The following is a 16977-nucleotide window of genomic DNA, read 5'->3' on the forward strand; positions in this document are numbered from 1 at the left end:
ATCGCTGATAAGTCATCTTCAAACCGCTTAACGTCTACGGGAGCTTCATGGGGCACGCTGGCCTTGACAATCCAGATGAGCGAGGGGTGTTCGCCGCGGGGAACGGGCAAGCGCGTCTCGGTCGAAGCATCGGCGTCGTACTGTTCGAAGGATTCTCTTTGCTTAGCGCTGGACTGATTCCGGAAGTGTTCCAGATGGCCAATGAGATCTCTGTCGCGCGGTCGAAGGACGCGGCCTTGTATGACGTCCGCTTGTACTCGGGTAAGGGTGGTGGCGTGGCATGTTCATCATCCATCAGTGTATGGACGTACGCGTGCGATGCGCAAAATGCTAGCGGCTTTGATGCGCTGTTTATTGCAGACGGAGCGGGGGCGCAACTCGCGGCTCATGACGAGCGTGTAATCAGTTGGCTGCGCGAGGTCTTGCCGCTCAGCGAGGTGGTCAAGCCGATCGGTGAAGGGCGGATGCTGCTACAGACTGCTGGCGTCGATAGCTCTGGACAGCCGCGCGTCCAGGCAAGTTCGCGTCAGCAGCGTGCGGCGAGCGTAGGAAAGGATACGTACGACGTCGAAGATCGCTACGAGCCGGCGAAGACAGCGTTGACCCTGGTCAAACGCGACCTTGGCATTGACGTCGCGCGGGAGATAGCCGGGCGCCTGTCGTTAAGTGGCACCACTACGTTAACTTCGTTGTTGTCGGATGCCGGCAGAGTGACGCCGGCCGCAAAGGTGCGGGCGGCCGCACGATGGCTGCAGGAAAATTGTGAACGGCCGCTCGCAGTGAGAGACGCGGTACGCGTTGTCGCAATGAGCGAGCGTAACTTTCTGCGCTGCTTCAAACATGAGATGGGTGTGACACCGTCTGAATTCCTGCTGCGGGCGCGTCTGGAAATGACTTCGCGGCTGCTCGTGGAGACTGATTTGCCAATTGACAAGATCGCAAAACGCTGCGGTTGGATTAACGGCGACCGCCTGGCGAAGATCTTTCGCAAACGCATGGTGCTTACGCCGTCCGAGTACCGTATGCGCAGCCGCGGGCAGGTGCAAGGTGAGCCGTCGTAGCTACAGGCGGCGGTAGACGCAGTCGTTCGGAAAGTTCAACTGCTCGTCGGTGGTGTTGTCAAACGTACGAATAGGACTACTGATAGTGGAAACGTTGACAAGTGAATTTGACCATTGCGGCGGCGCTGATCAGTCAGTCCCGACTAGAGAGAAGCTTGCTGGAGCGGCACTTCAGGCGACGGTGCGTCTCGCTCCCGTTGTGTTGGCGGGCGGATCAGGTTCTCGGCTGTGGCCGATGTCGCGCGAACAATATCCTAAGCAGCTGATTGGCTTACTGGGACCTGACTCGTTGCTCCAGACCACCGTGCGTCGGATGAACGGTTTTCCGGCCGAAGCAGGCGTCGTCAGCGCGCCGATTGTCGTATGCGGTGACGAGCACCGGTTCGTGACAGCGGAGCAGCTTCGTGCGAGCGGCATTGACGCGCGCATCGTGGTCGAGCCGGTGCGCCGTGACACGGCGCCGGCGCTAACGCTTGCCGCCGCGACTGCATGTGCGGACGGTGAGGATGCGATCGTTGTTGCGATGCCGGCGGATCACGCGATTGCCGACGTATCCGCGTTCCAGCGGTCGATTGCGCTCGCTGTGCTGCATGCTCAGGACGGCGCGATTGCGACTCTCGGCGTACCGCCGACGCGGCCCGATACCGGCTTTGGCTATATCAAGCTTGGTACGGTTCTTGGCGCTGGTGCACATCGAATCGGGCGCTTTGTGGAAAAGCCGGCTGCGGAGTTGGCTGCACAGTATCTCGCGTCGGGACAGTACTGGTGGAATAGCGGAATTTTTATCGTGCGCGCAAGCGTGTGGCTTGCCACCGTCAAAACGCTGCAACCGGCGATGTATGACGCGTGCATGTTGGCTCACGCGCAGGGCGCGACTGGTGACGGATTCTTCCGGCCGGGCGCTGACGCCTTCAGGCAGTCGCCGTCTGACTCGATCGACTACGCAGTGATGGAACGCCTCGGATCGAACGAGGCGCTTGCACCGGGTGTGGTAGTGCCACTCGAAGCGGGGTGGTCCGACCTTGGTTCGTGGGATGCGGTGTGGGATGCGCTCGACAAGGATGCTGATGGCAACGTCGCGCGCGGACGGGTCGTGTTCGAAGACGCGACGTCGAGCTTCGCGCATTCGGAAGGGCGTTTGGTGGCATGCCTCGGTGTAACCAACGTAGTCGTCGTTGAGACCGCGGACGCAGTTCTGGTCGCGGACCGTTCGCGAGTGCAGGACGTCAAGCGCCTGGTCAACCGGATCAGGGGGCAGCAAGCGCCGGAGGCGGATGCGCACCGGAAGGTACGGCGCCCGTGGGGACACTACGACGCGATCGACCATGGAGAGCGCTTTCAGGTCAAGCGGATCGTCGTGCATCCGGGCGGACGCTTGTCGCTGCAATTGCATTATCACCGCGCGGAGCACTGGATTGTGGTCAGTGGCACGGCGCTAGTCACCCGTGGCGACGAGCAATTCATGCTTAGCGAAAACCAATCAACGTTCATTCCACTCGGCGTAACGCATCGTCTGGAGAACCCGGGCAAGCTGCCACTCGAACTGATTGAAGTGCAGTCGGGATCGTATCTCGACGAGGACGACATCGTCCGATTTGACGATACGTACGGTCGCGCGTGACGCAGTGCAACTTTAGGCGGGGAAATCGCTAAATGCTCGGGATACAGGCGTTAATGGCACGACTTGTGGATGTCGCTCTGATTGTCGCTGGAGCTGTGCTGGCATCGCACATCCGCTTCGAGAGCCTCGTGCAAAGTCGACTCGATGGGGCGTTCATTACGTTTGCGGTGGCGTTTTCGCTGGCGTCGTTTCCGGTGTTTGGTCTGTACGAGTCATGGCGCGGCCGTTCGATGTTGCGGCTGATTGGTAAGGTGTCGCTGGCATGGGTGGTGATGCAGGCCTGTGGTCTGGTGTTGATGTTTTCGCTGCATCGCACGGACTCCATATCGCGCCTGTGGCTCGTATATTGGACGGCGATTACCGGTGGTGCATTGATCGCGTCGCGACTGGCGACGTATTCGATACTGCGCAGCGTGCGTTACGCAGGCATGAACTTGCGCAACGTGGCGGTGGTCGGCTGTGGTGCACATTGTCAACACGTAGTACGGAAGGTTGAGGCATCGCCGTCTAGTGGCTTTCGTGCATCGGCGATGTTCGACGTGCGTCCGGTTTCGGGCGCTGTGCCAGCGGGCGTGCCGAGGTTTGACGATTTTCATAAGTTTTCGGAGTACGTGCGAAGCAATAGTGTGCAAGAGATCTGGCTGGCATTGCCGCTGTCTGAAGAGACGACGATCTTGCGCTTCGTGAAAGAGTTTCGAGATGACCTCGTGAACATCCGTTTCATTCCGGATGTGCGCAGCGTGGCGTTGTTTGATGCCGGCATGATCGATCTGATAGGTGCGCCTGCGATCAATTTGATGGCGTCGCCGCTGCCGCCGCATGCGCTGGCGCAGAAGGAACTGTTTGATCGTGTGTTTGCAGCCGTGGCATTGCTTGTGCTGACGCCGTTACTGACGGTCATTTCCATCATGGTGAAGCTTTCGTCGAATGGCCCGGTGTTCTTTACGCAATACCGCAAAGGAGCGGACGGGCGCGTGTTCAAAATTTATAAGTTCCGCACGATGCGAGTACATGCTGAAAAAACGGGTGTGGTGACGCAAGCTATGAAGGGAGATCCGCGCATTACGAATGTAGGTGGGTTCCTGAGGCGGACGAGTCTGGACGAGTTACCGCAGTTTTTTAATGTGCTGCGTGGTGAGATGTCGGTCGTTGGCCCACGTCCACACGCGCTTGAGCACGATAACCTGTACCAGAAGGTCGTCAATGGTTACATCCATCGTTACCGGATCAAACCGGGCATCACGGGCTGGGCTCAGGTGAACGGCTTGCGCGGGGAAACCGACCGCGTGGAGAAGATGCAGCAGCGCGTCGAATATGACTTGTACTACCTGCGCAACTGGTCGTTTGGCTTTGACATGCGCATCGTAGCGGCGACGCTCGTGAAGGGCCTGGTCCACAGCAATGCGTACTGATGCGTCACGACAACGGTCATGCTGAATGAATTACGCAGACGACAAGGACAAGCACACTGTGAGCCGCCACGCTCACTAGCGCAGCGATTGCGGCCGGCGCGGCCTCACGTATTCCGAGCGGTGGCGGCACGGACGCGACGAGCGGTAAGGGTGGCACGTAGCATGGTGTGAAAGGAAAGGGCGGCTGAGATGTTCATGTCTATTTGAGCAGGATGCCGTTTTGCAAAAACCTTGCGCGATGTCGAGGCGACATCTTCAATGAGGATCGAGGCTCGCTGGCGAGCACTGCAAAAAGTGTTCGAGCTGTACCCGAATGTCGATGCGCATCGACGCATTGGCGACGGATTGAACGTAATACGAGGTAGATCTAATGGGATTGGCAAGCGAGTTGTTCGGGTCCAATGTAGCGCGCTGTCGCCGGCACGCTGTGCGCTGTCTGTCAGGCATGGCGATGTGTGCCGCATTGTCGGCCTGTGTTGTGGCGCCGGGGATGAAGATGCCACGATCGGCGACGCTGCAGGTGACAAGCGGCGACAAGGCCACGCCGGCCATCGAGATGCAAATTCCAATCACGAACATCGATCTTTCGCTTATAAAACGAATGCAGGATGCGGCTGCGCAACAGAGCGCGGAGCAGGCGCGGGCGCTGTACGCCAAAGCTGACGCGTATCGACTCGGCGTTGGCGACGTGCTGCAGATCATCGTCTGGGACCACCCAGAACTGGCGGCGGCGCAGGGCGCGCAGACGCAGGCGACAAGTCGTCCGTCTGACCCACCGCAAGGCTTTGTGATCGATAGCGATGGCAACGTGCAGTTTCCCTACATCGGTAACGTGCGTGCGACCGGGCGCCGTGTGGACGAAGTGCGCAATGAGCTATACGACAAACTTTCGACGGTTTTTGTTAGGCCGCAATTGACCGTGCGAGTCGCGTCTTACCGAGCTCGTCAGGTCTACGTTGACGGTGAAGTGCATACCCCCGGTACGCAGCCAGTCAACGATATTCCGATGACGCTGTATGAGGCGATCAGCCGAGCTGGAGGCTTCAATCAGACCGCAGACCAAAGCCGGATGATTCTGGTCCGTGATGGTGTGTCGTACCAGCTGAACCTGTCACAGATGCTCGCTCGCGGGGAGAACCCTTCAAACATCCTTTTGAAGAACGGTGATCTGTTGCGCGTGATCGCACGCGAAGACAACGGCGCGTTCGTAATGGGCGAAGTCAACAAGCCAGTTACCGCGCTGCCTCTGAACAACGGCAAGCTGACGTTAAGCGATGCACTCTCACAGGCCGGCAGTATCAATACCGCGAGTGCTGATGCTGCCCAGCTCTACGTGATTCGGGACTCCCACGATGGCATACCGAAAATCTTTCATCTCGATGCGCACTCGCCAGTTTCGATGATGCTCGCGAATCAGTTCGAGCTACAGCCGAACGATGTCGTCTATGTGGACGGCAACGGTCTGGTTCGCTTTAACCGCGTACTTAGCCTGTTGTTGCCGGCCTTCAGTGCGGGCATTACTGCAGCGATTGTGACGAAATGATTGGGAGCATTCTCGTCGTGTGCGAAGGCAACGTTTGCCGCAGTCCGATGGCGCAGGGACTGCTGGCCAGACACCTTTCGGGTACTAGGGTGGTATCCGCTGGACTTGGTGCGCTGGTTGGACGCGGTGCGGACCCGACCGCAATCGAATTGATGGCAGAGCGCGGCATTGACATAGGCAATCATGTCGCGATGGGATTGAGTCTCGAGCAGGTTCGCACCGCGCAGTTGGTGTTGACGATGACGCAAGCGCAGAGGAGGAGGATTGAAGCGAGCTTTGTTTTTGCAAAAGGAAGAGTGTATCGCCTGGTCGAGCACGAAAGTCTTGACGTGATCGACCCGTACCGGCAGGCGCGGCCGGTCTTCGAGGAATCACTCGCGCAAATCGAGGCCGGTGTTGTGCACTGGCTTAAAGCAATGGTTCGACTGACTCCCTGACTTGCATGGCTTCCATACCCGAAAACCAATACATCGATCCGTCCGCTGGGGACGAGATTCACTTGTCCGACTACCTCGCGGTGGTTGTCGAGCGCTGGCGCATGATCATCGCGATCGCTGCGGTCGTTCTAGTTCTCGGCACCCTATATGCTGTTACCGCACCCTCCGTGTACCAAGCCGATGCGGTCGTACAGGTTGAAGAGAGTAGTAGTTCGGCAAAGGGTGCGCTCGGCGACCTCGCGTCGATATTTGACACAAAGGCGACGGCTGCCGCGGAAATAGAGTTGATCCGTTCGCGGCTTGTCGTTGGAGAGACCGTGCGCCAGTTGCATTTGGACATATCTGCGTCTCCCCGCTATTTCCCAGCGATAGGAGCACCGCTGGCTCGTCGGGCGGGCGGCGATGGACTGGCTCGGCCACTGTTTGGGCTGTCCAGCTTCGCATGGGGCGGTGAACGCATTGCCATATCGCAATTCGATGTCCCGAAAGGTTGGGTCGGCACACCATTTGTCCTGACCAGCGGGCCCGATGGAGCGTACGAGCTAAGTGGCCCGGGCGGCGCTGTTGTGCTCCGTGGTCGCGTTGGAGAGCAATCGACTGGCGTGCTTCCCGGCGGGCAAATCGCATTGAAGGTTGATACGCTTACCGCGCGACCACGCACCCAGTTTGTATTGGCAAGACACTCCACATTAGCCGCTATCACTAACCTGCAAAAGGCTCTGGTTATCGCGGAGAAAACGAAGCAATCCGGTGTGGTCGGCGTCGCGCTCGATGGTGCGGATAGCCAGGGCACCGCGGCGATCGTCAACACGATTGCCCAGCAGTACGTGAAGCAAAACATTGATCGTAAATCTGCGGAGGCTGAACACACACTGACATTCCTCGACCAGCAATTGCCGCAACTTCGCAAGGAACTCGACCAAGCTGAGGAGCGCTACAACACGTTCCGTAATAAACAAGGCACCGTCGACCTGAGTGCCGAAAGCCAGTTGCTATTGCAGCAGATAGTCGATGGAAAGACCCAGATTCTCGCGCTGCAGCAGCAGCGGGATGTATTGAAGCAAACGTTCGCAGACGCGCATCCATCGGTCGCCGCCTTGAATTCGCAACTCGCTTTATTGCAACGCGTCCAGGACGACCTGACCCATCGTGTGTCGACGTTACCGGACACAGAGCAGACCGCATTGCGCTTGCTGCGCGATGTGCGAGTCGATACGGAACTCTACACAAATCTATTGAACAGCGCGCAGCAGCTGCGCATCGTCAAGGCCGGACAGGTAGGCAACGTGCGCGTCGTGGACTACGCGGTGGTCGCAGAGAGTCCAATTAGGCCAAACAAGCTCATGATGATCAGCTTGTCCGCCATTTTGGGTCTTTTGCTGGGCGTGGTCGCGGCGTTTGCTCGCAAGCTGCTCTTTGGCGGCGTCGAACATTCGGAGGTGATCGAACAGGCTTTTGGCGTGCCCGTGTACGCTGTGGTGCCGCACAGCGTACAGCAGGTCAGTTTGCAACAAGCGGTCACGCGCGGTCACCAGGCGCAGAACGTTTTGGCCGTTCACGCGACGGAAGACGTCGCCATTGAAGGGATGCGTAGTCTTCGCACGGCGCTGCAGTTTTCTGCGCTGGATATATCGAACAACGTTGTGATGGTCACCGGTCCGCGTCCCGAGGTCGGCAAGTCGTTTGTGTCCATAAACTTGGCGGCGGTTGTGGCCGCGGGGGGCAAGCGCGTTCTGCTCATTGACGGAGACATGCGCCGCGGCGACGTGCATTCAAAATTTGGCGTCCGACGTCATCCTGGGTTGTCCGACGCTATTGCTGGCGCAGACATAGAAAGCTCGGTACTGCGTGACGTGCTACCGGGTCTTGACATCCTGCCCAAGGGAACGCTGCCGCCAAATCCCGCAGAGCTGCTCATGACCGAGCGATTTAAGACGATGCTCGAGTCCTTATCGAGTCGCTACGACATCGTGATTGTCGACACGCCGCCGGTGCTTGCAGTGACTGACTCAACGTTGATCGGCAAATATGCGGCAACGACACTTCTCGTGGTTCGGCATGGTCAACACTCGATAGCCGAGATTGGCGAGACGATGAAGCGGCTTCGCAACAACGGAATTGCTCTGAAAGGCGTGGTGTTCACCGATGTTCCGCAGCGCCGATTTGGTTATGGCGCTTACTACTCGGGCTACTACTCGTACGCAAGTTCACTGAAATAACGTAGCACGGCGGCCACTGCCCGCATGGCGCGACTCGCAAAACTCTAGGGGGAAATCAGGTCATGATTCGCAAAGTCGCACTGATTACTGGCGTTACTGGCCAAGATGGCTCGTATCTCGCAGAGCTCTTACTCGATATGGGATATGAAGTGCACGGTATCAAGCGGCGCACGTCGCTGTTCAACACCGACCGAATCGATCACCTTTACCAGGACCTCCACGAAATCGGCCGGAAGTTCATTCTGCACCACGGTGACCTGACCGATTCCACTAGCTTGATCCGCATCATTCAGCAGGTTCAACCGGATGAGGTTTACAACCTTGCTGCGCAAAGCCATGTGGGGGTATCGTTCGAAGAACCCGAATATACGGCGAATGCCGACGGCATCGGCGCGTTGCGTATTCTTGAAGCCATTCGCATCCTCGGCCTGGAGAAGAAGACGCGTTACTACCAAGCGTCCACGTCCGAACTGTATGGGCTGGTGCAAGAAACTCCGCAAAGAGAAAGCACGCCGTTCTACCCGCGTAGCCCGTATGCGGTTGCAAAGCTCTACGCGTATTGGATCACTGTTAATTACCGTGAGGCGTACGGCATGTACGCTTGCAACGGCGTGCTGTTCAATCACGAAAGCCCGCAGCGCGGCGAGACATTCGTAACGCGCAAGATCACGCGGGCGATCGCGCGAATCAAATTAGGCCTGCAGCAAACACTGTACTTGGGCAATTTGGACGCCAAGCGGGACTGGGGCCACGCACGCGACTACGTGCATATGCAGTGGCTCATGCTCCAGCAAGATACCGCAGAAGATTTTGTCATCGCTACTGGCATCCAGTACAGCGTGCGCCACTTTGTTGATGCGGCGGCCGCCGAGCTGGGCATCATCATCAAGTGGGGTGGCAACGGCGTGAACGAAACCGGCACTGTGCTAAGAAATGATGGCGATGCCAGCCCGCTGAAGGTTGGGCAAGTGATCGTGCGGATCGATCCACGTTACTTCCGTCCGACCGAGGTCGAAACCCTGTTGGGCGACCCGCTCAAGGCCAAACAAAAGCTTGGGTGGACGCCGACGACGTCATTCGAAGATCTCGTGAAAGAAATGGTGCAGGCGGATTGGGATTCGGCTCGCCGCGACGAGCTTGTCAAGCATCACGGCTATGCGGCGTACGACTATCACGAGTAATGCAGCGGAGCCAATGATGTCCTACTTGGAAAAAGGAATTTATGTTGCGGGCCACCGGGGTATGGTCGGTTCCGCCATCGTTCGTAAGCTCCGTGCCAGAGGGTATAACAACCTCGTGACGCGCACGCGTGAGCAGGTGGACCTGACAAGCCAAGCACAGGTGCGAGCGTTCTTCGAGGCGGAAAAGATTGATCTGGTGTATTTGGCTGCGGCGAAAGTCGGCGGCATCCACGCCAACAGCGCTTACCCGGCTGAGTTCATCTATGAAAACCTGATGATCGAAACCAATGTGATCCATGAGGCATGGCGCGCCGGCGTCCCAAAGCTGCTATTTCTGGGTTCGAGCTGCATCTATCCGAAGCTGGCGCACCAGCCGATGCGGGAAGATGCGCTGCTTACCGGAAAATTGGAGCCCACGAACGAGCCATATGCCGTTGCCAAGATAGCCGGCATCAAGCTGTGCGAAAGCTATAACCGACAGCATGGCGTCGATTATAGAAGCGTGATGCCGACCAATTTGTATGGCCCCGGAGACAACTACCATCCGGAAAACAGTCACGTCATTCCAGCGCTGATTCGCCGCTTTCACGAAGCCAAAATAAATGGGGATTCCATGGTCTCAATTTGGGGTAGCGGGACACCTCGTCGCGAATTCTTGTACGTGGATGATATGGCGGACGCTTCGGTTCATGTTATGGAGATCGATAGATCTGCATTTGATGCCTATACGGATTCAATGCAATCGCATATTAATGTGGGCGTGGGCCGTGATATCAGCATTCGCGAGGTCGCGGAGATGATCCGTGAGGTGGTGGGGTACGGTGGGAAAATCGACTTCGATGCTACGAAACCCGATGGTGCGCCCCGAAAACTGCTGGATGTTACTCGTATTACGACACTCGGCGTAAAGCCTTGTATTACGCTGAAGGAAGGTCTTGCTCGCGCCTACTCCGACTACCGGGAGCTGCACGAAACCGCAGAGAAAAAAGCGATAGTTAGGCAGTCGACGCGTTAATGAAAGCGATCTTCCCGCGGAGCGGAGTCGATAAGCTTATTTTAATCGATTGGTCTGAAAGTTCAAGATGACGGAGTGACAGATGAAAGCAGTAATCTTGGCGGGCGGATTGGGAACTAGACTGAGCGAAGAGACGGCTGTGCGGCCTAAGCCAATGGTCGAAATTGGTGGGAAGCCCATCCTTTGGCACATCATGAAGATGTACTCTCATCACGGTATCAGTGATTTCATTATCTGTTGTGGATACAAAGGGTACGTGATTAAAGAGTACTTCGCGAACTATTTTCTTCACATGTCAGACGTTACATTCGATATGGCAAAAAACGGCATGGAGGTTCATCACCGGTACGCCGAGCCGTGGAAAGTTACGCTTGTTGACACGGGGGAGAATACCTTGACAGGCGGCCGCCTAAAGCGCGTCAAGCAATACGTCGCACAAGAAGACGCGTTTTGCTTTACCTATGGAGATGGAGTCGGCGACATAAATATCGCTGAACTCATTAAATTCCATAAGGAGGTTGGCGTTGACGCCACGCTCACAGCGACTTACCCGCCAGGCCGGTTTGGCGCTCTCGACATTGAAAGTTCCAGGGTCAATTCGTTCAAAGAGAAGCCCAAAGGCGACGGTGGCATGATCAATGGCGGATTCTTTGTTCTCTCTCCTCGGGTGATTGATCTCGTGGACGATGATGCCACTGTCTGGGAGCGGGAACCTCTGGAAAGGCTCGCTGAGCGCGGTCAGCTTGCTGCATTCCAGCACGACGGCTTTTGGCAACCGATGGATACGTTGCGTGACAAAGTCCTTTTGGAAGAGCTTTGGCAAAAAAACGCAGCACCTTGGAAGGTGTGGCAATGAATCCGGCATTCTGGCGTGGTCGCAAGGTATTTCTTACAGGTCACACCGGCTTTAAGGGCAGTTGGCTTTCGTTGTGGCTGCAGAATGTTGGCGCGGACGTAACCGGTTATGCTCTGACGCCGCCGAATGGGCCGAACCTGTTTGAAGTTGGTAAGGTAGCCGAAGGCATGACGTCCATCATTGGCGACATCCGCGATTTACCGCGCCTCGTCGCTGCCGTCAATGCGGCTGGCCCAGATGTGGTCATCCACATGGCAGCACAACCTCTGGTTCGATACTCATACGCCAATCCAGTCGAAACTTATTCCACCAACGTGATGGGCACGGTTCACGTCTTGGAAGCAGTGCGAGCGACTCCTTCGGTCTGCGCTGTCGTTGTAGTGACGAGCGACAAGTGTTATCAAAACAATGAATGGGTGTGGGGCTACCGAGAAAGCGAGCGAATGGGAGGGCATGACCCATACAGCAACAGCAAGGGATGTGCTGAGCTCGTTACGGCCGCATACCGCGACTCGTTCTTTAGTCCCGCAAGGTACTCGGACCATGGTGTTGCCGTCGCCTCCGCCCGCGCGGGTAATGTCATTGGCGGGGGCGATTGGGCCGAAGACCGACTCATCCCCGATTTAGTGCGCGCAATCCGGAATAAGCAGCCAGTGAGAATCCGCAATCCGCATGCGATTCGCCCTTGGCAGCATGTGCTGGAGCCTTTGTCGGGCTATTTGTTGCTCGCTGAAAAGCTTATCGACGACGGTGCGCACTATGGCGAGGGATGGAACTTCGGACCAGCCGATGAAGACGCCAAGCCGGTCCAATGGATAGCGGAACGGATGACACAGCTTTGGGGCGACGGGGCCAGTTGGGTTATGGACGACCGAGTGCACCCGCACGAGGCGAGTTACCTCAAACTCGATTGCTCTAAAGCGAAAGCCAGGCTGGGCTGGCGTGCAAGGTGGAACTTACACGAATCGCTCGAAAAGATATGTGGCTGGCACAAAGCCTATGAACAGGCGGACATGCGTCGCGTTTCAAGCGAGCAGATCAATCAATACATGAAAGGCTAATGAGATGAGCCGAGATCAGGAACTTCGCGCGGAAATCGCCCAATTGGTAGAGGAATACGCTCGACACGCGTTTCAGCCGCAGCCCTTCTTGCCAGGACTAACCACCGTCCCGCCGTCAGGGAAGGTTATCGGTGCAGTGGAATTGAAAAATATGGTGGAAGCCTCTCTGGATGGATGGCTTACCACTGGCCGGTTCAATGATGAATTCGAGAAGCGTCTTGCTCAATACATAGGTGTCGACTATTTAATTACAGTGAATTCTGGTTCATCCGCCAACTTGGTCGCTTTTTCCACCCTGACTTCCCCGAAGCTCGGTGACCGTGCGATTAAACCCGGGGACGAAGTAATTGGTGTTGCTGCAGGCTTTCCAACGACGGTAAATCCAATACTGCAATTCGGCGCTGTCCCGGTTTTTGTCGATGTCGATATCCCAACCTACAACATCGACGCAAGCAAAATTGAAGCAGCCATCAGCCCCAGGACCAAGGCCATCATGCTTGCACACACGCTGGGAAATCCGTACAACCTCGGCATCGTCAAGGCGATTTGCGAAAAATACCAACTTTGGCTAGTTGAGGATTGTTGCGATGCCTTAGGCTCGACTTACAACGGTCAGAAGGTCGGCACGTTTGGTGACATCGGCACCCTGAGCTTCTATCCTGCCCATCATATTACGATGGGAGAGGGGGGGGCTGTTTTCACCAGCAACTACGAGCTGAAAAAAATTGCCGAGAGTTTTCGGGACTGGGGGCGCGATTGCTATTGTGCGCCCGGCAAAGATAATACGTGTGGACAGCGGTTTTGCCGGCAGTTGGGTGATTTGCCGGAGGGATATGACCATAAATACACGTACTCGCACCTCGGCTACAACCTAAAAATCACAGACATGCAAGCCGCGTGCGGTGTGGCGCAGCTTGATCAAGTCGATAATTTCGTGCAAGCGAGAAAACACAACTTTTCCTTTCTCAAGGAAAGACTAACGTCGTGCGAGGAATTTGTCATCCTCCCCGAAGCAACTGTAGATAGCGACCCGTCCTGGTTTGGATTTCCGATAACGCTGCGGGATACGTCACCCGTATCCCGCCTGGATCTACTAACTTATCTCGATCAACAAAAGGTGGGGACTCGACTCCTGTTTGCCGGCAACCTAATCCGGCAGCCTTATATGTCGAGATGTGAATACCGTGTATCAGGGGCGCTGACAAATACCGATATTGTAATGAACAATACGTTTTGGCTTGGGGTGTATCCGGGTCTTTCCAGAGAAATGCTTGATTTTGCTGTCAGTAGCATTGAGCGTTTTCTCGGCGTAGATTTCTAACAGGTGCATGGTGAAGACGATCCTGCTCACAGGAGTCACCGGGTTTCTCGGAAGTCGTTTGGCGGGGGCCTTGTTGGCGGCGAATTACACCGTGGTGGGCCTTCGACGGGCGCACTCCGACACGCGGCGAATTCGGGGAATACAGGCAGACCTTTCCCTCTTTAATGTGGATGCGGACGCCTTAGCTACTCCGTTTCGCAAGCATGGAAAGATCGACGCCGTTGTCCATACTGCAACCTGTTACGGAAGAGCGGGTGAAGATGCCAGCGAGATTCTTGAAGCGAATACGATGTTCCCGGTGCGGCTGTTGGAAACAGCGGCACATTTTAAGGTTAATTGCTTTCTGAATACTGACACGTCGTTGAATTCCGCTGCCGTTGGCCATAGGTGCGTGAGCGAATATGCTCTCTCGAAAAAGCAGTTTCTGGAATGGGGCAGGTATTTTTCGGACGAGAAACGATTGGCGTTAATCAACGTCCCGTTGGAGCATATGTATGGTCCTGAGGACGACCAGAAAAATTTCACCGCACGCGTCATAAATGCGTGTGTAAACAATTGGCCTGAACTTCCGCTGACCCGTGGTGAGCAGGAGCGTGACTTTGTTTATGTGGACGACGTCGTTTCGGCATACTTGCTGCTATTGCGGACCAGCCAGTCCGTGAAAGCGGACTTCGCTGAATATCCATTGGGCAGCGGCCGAGCTGTGTCTGTTAAGCATTTCGTTGAGACGGTGCACCGCATATCGGGCTCAACCACGCATCTTGCATTCGGCGCGATACCTTATCGAGAGCACGAGATAATGTTCTCGGAAGCAAAAATCGACCGCATTAAAGCTTTGGGCTGGACACCGCGCACTAGCTTGGATACCGGCATCAAGAAGGTCTTGGGCCACGTATGATCACCGTCACCTCTCATGCCACGTGAAGGAAGCGTCAACATGAAACTTATCGTCTTGGGCGGCGGGATTGCTGGTATATCTGCGGCTTATCACGCGAAGCTGTCGGGTGTCGACGCCACAGTCTTGGAGGCAAGGGATCGTGCGGGCGGGTTAACGGATTCCTTCGAGGTTGGCGGATTCACTTTCGATCACGCTATCCATTTGTCGTTCACGAAGGATAGTTATGTGCGTTCTATTTTCGATCAGACTCCCTTCAACGTTCGTAGTCCGGACGCGTGGTGCCTTGAGAATGAGACGTGGCTTAAGCATCCAGTGCAAAACAACTTGTATCCGATCCCCGTCGAAGATCGGATCAATTTGATCAAGGGCTTTTTTTCTCGCCCTGACATCACGCCGACAAATTATGGCGAGTGGCTATCGCATCAGTACGGTGACGCAATAGCTGAGAGGTTTCCGGCGCGCTATACGCGCAAATACTGGGCAACTGAGCCGACGAATTTGGGGCTCGAGTGGGTCGGTGGACGTATGCGAAGAGCGTCCGCTGACGAAATTCTGCTTGGGGCGATGTCCGAAAAAACCGGCAACGGGTATTACGCGGAGGAGATGAGATATCCGCAAGCCGGTGGCTACCGTCGTTTCCTAGAACCGATGTTGCCTGGACTGGATATTTTAACGGGCAAACATACTGTTTCAGTGGACACTCGCAGGAAAGTCGTTCAATGTCTAGATGGCAGCACGTATGATTACGATAATTTAATCAGCACGATTCCACTGCCGCAGCTCGTGGGCATGATTAGAGATTGTCCAGCGGAAATCCGAGAGTTATCGACGACGCTCTGGGCAACACAAGTCGACATTGTTTCATTCGGAGTCCGTAGGCCCATGACTTTGCCTAAGTTATGGGTTTATCTGTACGATGAAAATATTTTTCCGGCTCGGGTCTACAGTAGCGATCTGAAGTCATCAGCAAACGTTCCGGACGGATGCAGTGGCGTTCAATTCGAAATCTACTCTGATCCGCGGAAAAAAAATAAGCGTGGTTCAGCGGAATTGATTTCACATTGCGAAGATTTTCTCGTCAGTAATGGACTTACGTCCTCGCATGACATCGTTGTCCGTGATCACAGGATTCTTCCGTTTGGTAACGTCGTTTTCGAATTAGGAATGGAGAGTCGCCGGAACGCCATTCGAAACTGGATTGTGGAGCAGGGAGTTCATTTGGCTGGGCGATTCGGTCAATGGGACTATTTCTGGAGCGATCAAAGTTTGCTATCCGGGAAGCAGGCGGCGGAAGAGGTTTTAGCGTCCGCTAGACGAACCGTCGGCTGGTTTTGAGGGTGTCCTTGCCGCACGCGTGCTCACTACGAAAATTGACTATGCTTACTATTGCTATTCCTGTTTATGAGCGAGATGAGTATTTTGAGGCGGCGTTAGATAGTGCCTTGAAGCAAACCGTGCCTTGCCCTATCGTTGTGGTTGACAATGGATCTTCGCACGATCGATTTTTGGAGATAATTAAATCTAAAAAAAGTGACAGGGTGCGATTCTTCAAGAATTCAAGTAATGTGGGAATGTTCGCAAACTGGAATTTGTGCATGGATTACGCCGACACCGATTTCGTCATGATTCTCGGGGACGATGATTACGTGGAGTCGACGTACGTCGAAGATTTTGAGGGGGCTTTACGAAACTATCCATCCATAGATCTATACTACACAGCTATCCGCTGGTTTTCCGATACGCCGACCGAATTTCCTGATTACGTGATACCGTACGGCGTTCTCTCGGGCAAGGTTATGCTTGAATACGCTGCCCAATTTGGGCTTGGAATTCCTACGACGAGCATGTGCATTCGGAGGTCCGTGTTCCAGCGCCATCGCTTTGTGGAAGCACCGCACGGGAATAGTGACTGGCTGCTCGTATATACCGCTTTCTCTGATTCGATAATCTACGGAAATGACCAACTACTGGCACACTACAGGAAGCATCCAAAGTCGGATACCTCGTCTGGTGATACGGCCTTCATTACGGCACTGTCTTGCGTGTACATATATTGGAAGATTCGCGAGACTCTAGGGCGAATGCGTTCGCCCGCTGCGGCTCATCGGGCAGAATGTAAGGCACGTGAATTGACGATCAATCTAGCGATTAACTTCGGGAAAAAGTACAAGGATTTTATTCGCGGAGAGGCGGATAATAATTTCTATGCAAACTTTGTCAGAGATACAATTTTGACTCGCTTTTTTCTAGCGAGGCGATTAACCGTTGCGTCGACCCGCACTTTTCCTGCTTGGCGTTTCATAGCGCGAATACGCCGAAAGGGGCGTTCGGTGTTCGGCGTTATTTGAGGAG

At 55.3% G+C, this 16977-nt stretch carries 15 protein-coding genes; 14 read left to right on the forward strand and 1 reads right to left on the reverse strand.

The features are described from left to right. The first annotated feature begins 194 nt into the window (after window positions 1–194). The 3 genes from P3T22_RS24705 (at window position 195) to P3T22_RS24715 (ending at window position 4094) form a co-directional block, all read left to right on the forward strand. A complete protein-coding gene (locus tag P3T22_RS24705; RefSeq protein WP_429326426.1) occupies window positions 195–1061 on the forward strand; it encodes a helix-turn-helix domain-containing protein in 867 nt (288 codons plus the stop codon). Window positions 1062–1242: 181 nt separating this feature from the next. Continuing rightward, a complete protein-coding gene (locus P3T22_RS24710) occupies window positions 1243–2682 on the forward strand; it encodes a mannose-1-phosphate guanylyltransferase/mannose-6-phosphate isomerase (RefSeq protein ID WP_429326427.1) in 1440 nt (479 codons plus the stop codon). Window positions 2683–2714: 32 nt separating this feature from the next. Beyond that, on the forward strand, window positions 2715–4094 hold the full coding sequence (locus tag P3T22_RS24715; protein ID WP_429326428.1) for an undecaprenyl-phosphate glucose phosphotransferase: 1380 nt from the start codon (window positions 2715–2717) through the stop codon (window positions 4092–4094). A gap of 255 nt (window positions 4095–4349) precedes the next feature. Here P3T22_RS24715 and P3T22_RS24720 read toward each other — a convergent pair whose 3' ends face one another. Further along, entirely contained in the window at window positions 4350–4646 is a 297-nt protein-coding gene (locus tag P3T22_RS24720; RefSeq protein ID WP_429326479.1) for a hypothetical protein, read from the reverse strand. A gap of 4 nt (window positions 4647–4650) precedes the next feature. Here P3T22_RS24720 and P3T22_RS24725 point away from each other — a divergent pair, with 4 nt between their 5' ends. The 11 genes from P3T22_RS24725 (at window position 4651) to P3T22_RS24775 (ending at window position 16973) form a co-directional block, all read left to right on the forward strand. Further along, on the forward strand, window positions 4651–5637 hold the full coding sequence (locus P3T22_RS24725) for a polysaccharide biosynthesis/export family protein (RefSeq protein WP_429326473.1): 987 nt from the start codon (window positions 4651–4653) through the stop codon (window positions 5635–5637). Next, complete coding sequence (locus tag P3T22_RS24730) at window positions 5634–6074, forward strand: low molecular weight protein-tyrosine-phosphatase (protein ID WP_429326429.1); 441 nt, start codon at window positions 5634–5636, stop codon at window positions 6072–6074. Before P3T22_RS24725 ends, P3T22_RS24730 begins: the two co-directional genes overlap by 4 nt. 5 nt (window positions 6075–6079) lie before the next feature. Next, window positions 6080–8293: a polysaccharide biosynthesis tyrosine autokinase gene (locus tag P3T22_RS24735; RefSeq protein WP_429326430.1), complete on the forward strand. Its 2214-nt coding sequence runs from the start codon at window positions 6080–6082 to the stop codon at window positions 8291–8293. A 62-nt stretch (window positions 8294–8355) separates the two neighbouring features. Then, complete coding sequence (gmd, locus tag P3T22_RS24740) at window positions 8356–9474, forward strand: GDP-mannose 4,6-dehydratase (protein ID WP_429326431.1); 1119 nt, start codon at window positions 8356–8358, stop codon at window positions 9472–9474. A 13-nt stretch (window positions 9475–9487) separates the two neighbouring features. Continuing rightward, window positions 9488–10489: a GDP-L-fucose synthase gene (fcl, locus tag P3T22_RS24745; protein WP_429326432.1), complete on the forward strand. Its 1002-nt coding sequence runs from the start codon at window positions 9488–9490 to the stop codon at window positions 10487–10489. An 82-nt stretch (window positions 10490–10571) separates the two neighbouring features. Continuing rightward, on the forward strand, window positions 10572–11345 hold the full coding sequence (gene rfbF / locus P3T22_RS24750) for a glucose-1-phosphate cytidylyltransferase (protein ID WP_429326433.1): 774 nt from the start codon (window positions 10572–10574) through the stop codon (window positions 11343–11345). Then, on the forward strand, window positions 11342–12406 hold the full coding sequence (gene rfbG, locus P3T22_RS24755; RefSeq protein WP_429326474.1) for a CDP-glucose 4,6-dehydratase: 1065 nt from the start codon (window positions 11342–11344) through the stop codon (window positions 12404–12406). The genes rfbF and rfbG overlap by 4 nt, the downstream gene beginning before the upstream one ends. Window positions 12407–12410: 4 nt before the next feature. Next, window positions 12411–13727 (forward strand): lipopolysaccharide biosynthesis protein RfbH, encoded by a 1317-nt coding sequence (gene rfbH, locus P3T22_RS24760; protein ID WP_429326434.1) that lies wholly within the window; start codon window positions 12411–12413, stop codon window positions 13725–13727. Window positions 13728–13734: 7 nt separating this feature from the next. Beyond that, a complete protein-coding gene (locus tag P3T22_RS24765) occupies window positions 13735–14625 on the forward strand; it encodes an NAD-dependent epimerase/dehydratase family protein (RefSeq protein ID WP_429326435.1) in 891 nt (296 codons plus the stop codon). Between the two features lie 39 nt (window positions 14626–14664). Beyond that, complete coding sequence (locus P3T22_RS24770; RefSeq protein ID WP_429326436.1) at window positions 14665–15960, forward strand: protoporphyrinogen/coproporphyrinogen oxidase; 1296 nt, start codon at window positions 14665–14667, stop codon at window positions 15958–15960. A 41-nt stretch (window positions 15961–16001) separates the two neighbouring features. Next, on the forward strand, window positions 16002–16973 hold the full coding sequence (locus P3T22_RS24775) for a glycosyltransferase family 2 protein (protein WP_429326437.1): 972 nt from the start codon (window positions 16002–16004) through the stop codon (window positions 16971–16973). The last annotated feature ends 4 nt before the right edge of the window (window positions 16974–16977 follow it).

Source organism: Paraburkholderia sp. GAS348 (genome assembly GCF_050434205.1).
GTDB lineage: Bacteria > Pseudomonadota > Gammaproteobacteria > Burkholderiales > Burkholderiaceae > Paraburkholderia.

Excerpts from the sequence above, each read along its gene's own strand:
- P3T22_RS24725 (WP_429326473.1), top strand. The coding sequence starts at position 4,651 with ATGCAAATTCCAATCACGAACATCGATCTTTCGCTTATAAAACGAATG.
- rfbF (WP_429326433.1), top strand. The coding sequence starts at position 10,572 with ATGAAAGCAGTAATCTTGGCGGGCGGATTGGGAACTAGACTGAGCGAA.
- gmd (WP_429326431.1), top strand. The coding sequence starts at position 8,356 with ATGATTCGCAAAGTCGCACTGATTACTGGCGTTACTGGCCAAGATGGC.
- P3T22_RS24770 (WP_429326436.1), top strand. The coding sequence starts at position 14,665 with ATGAAACTTATCGTCTTGGGCGGCGGGATTGCTGGTATATCTGCGGCT.
- P3T22_RS24730 (WP_429326429.1), top strand. The coding sequence starts at position 5,634 with ATGATTGGGAGCATTCTCGTCGTGTGCGAAGGCAACGTTTGCCGCAGT.
- P3T22_RS24705 (WP_429326426.1), top strand. The coding sequence starts at position 195 with ATGGCCAATGAGATCTCTGTCGCGCGGTCGAAGGACGCGGCCTTGTAT.
- P3T22_RS24715 (WP_429326428.1), top strand. The coding sequence starts at position 2,715 with ATGCTCGGGATACAGGCGTTAATGGCACGACTTGTGGATGTCGCTCTG.
- P3T22_RS24720 (WP_429326479.1), bottom strand. The coding sequence starts at position 4,646 with ATGGCCGGCGTGGCCTTGTCGCCGCTTGTCACCTGCAGCGTCGCCGAT.
- P3T22_RS24765 (WP_429326435.1), top strand. The coding sequence starts at position 13,735 with ATGGTGAAGACGATCCTGCTCACAGGAGTCACCGGGTTTCTCGGAAGT.
- rfbG (WP_429326474.1), top strand. The coding sequence starts at position 11,342 with ATGAATCCGGCATTCTGGCGTGGTCGCAAGGTATTTCTTACAGGTCAC.
- rfbH (WP_429326434.1), top strand. The coding sequence starts at position 12,411 with ATGAGCCGAGATCAGGAACTTCGCGCGGAAATCGCCCAATTGGTAGAG.
- P3T22_RS24735 (WP_429326430.1), top strand. The coding sequence starts at position 6,080 with ATGGCTTCCATACCCGAAAACCAATACATCGATCCGTCCGCTGGGGAC.
- P3T22_RS24775 (WP_429326437.1), top strand. The coding sequence starts at position 16,002 with ATGCTTACTATTGCTATTCCTGTTTATGAGCGAGATGAGTATTTTGAG.
- fcl (WP_429326432.1), top strand. The coding sequence starts at position 9,488 with ATGATGTCCTACTTGGAAAAAGGAATTTATGTTGCGGGCCACCGGGGT.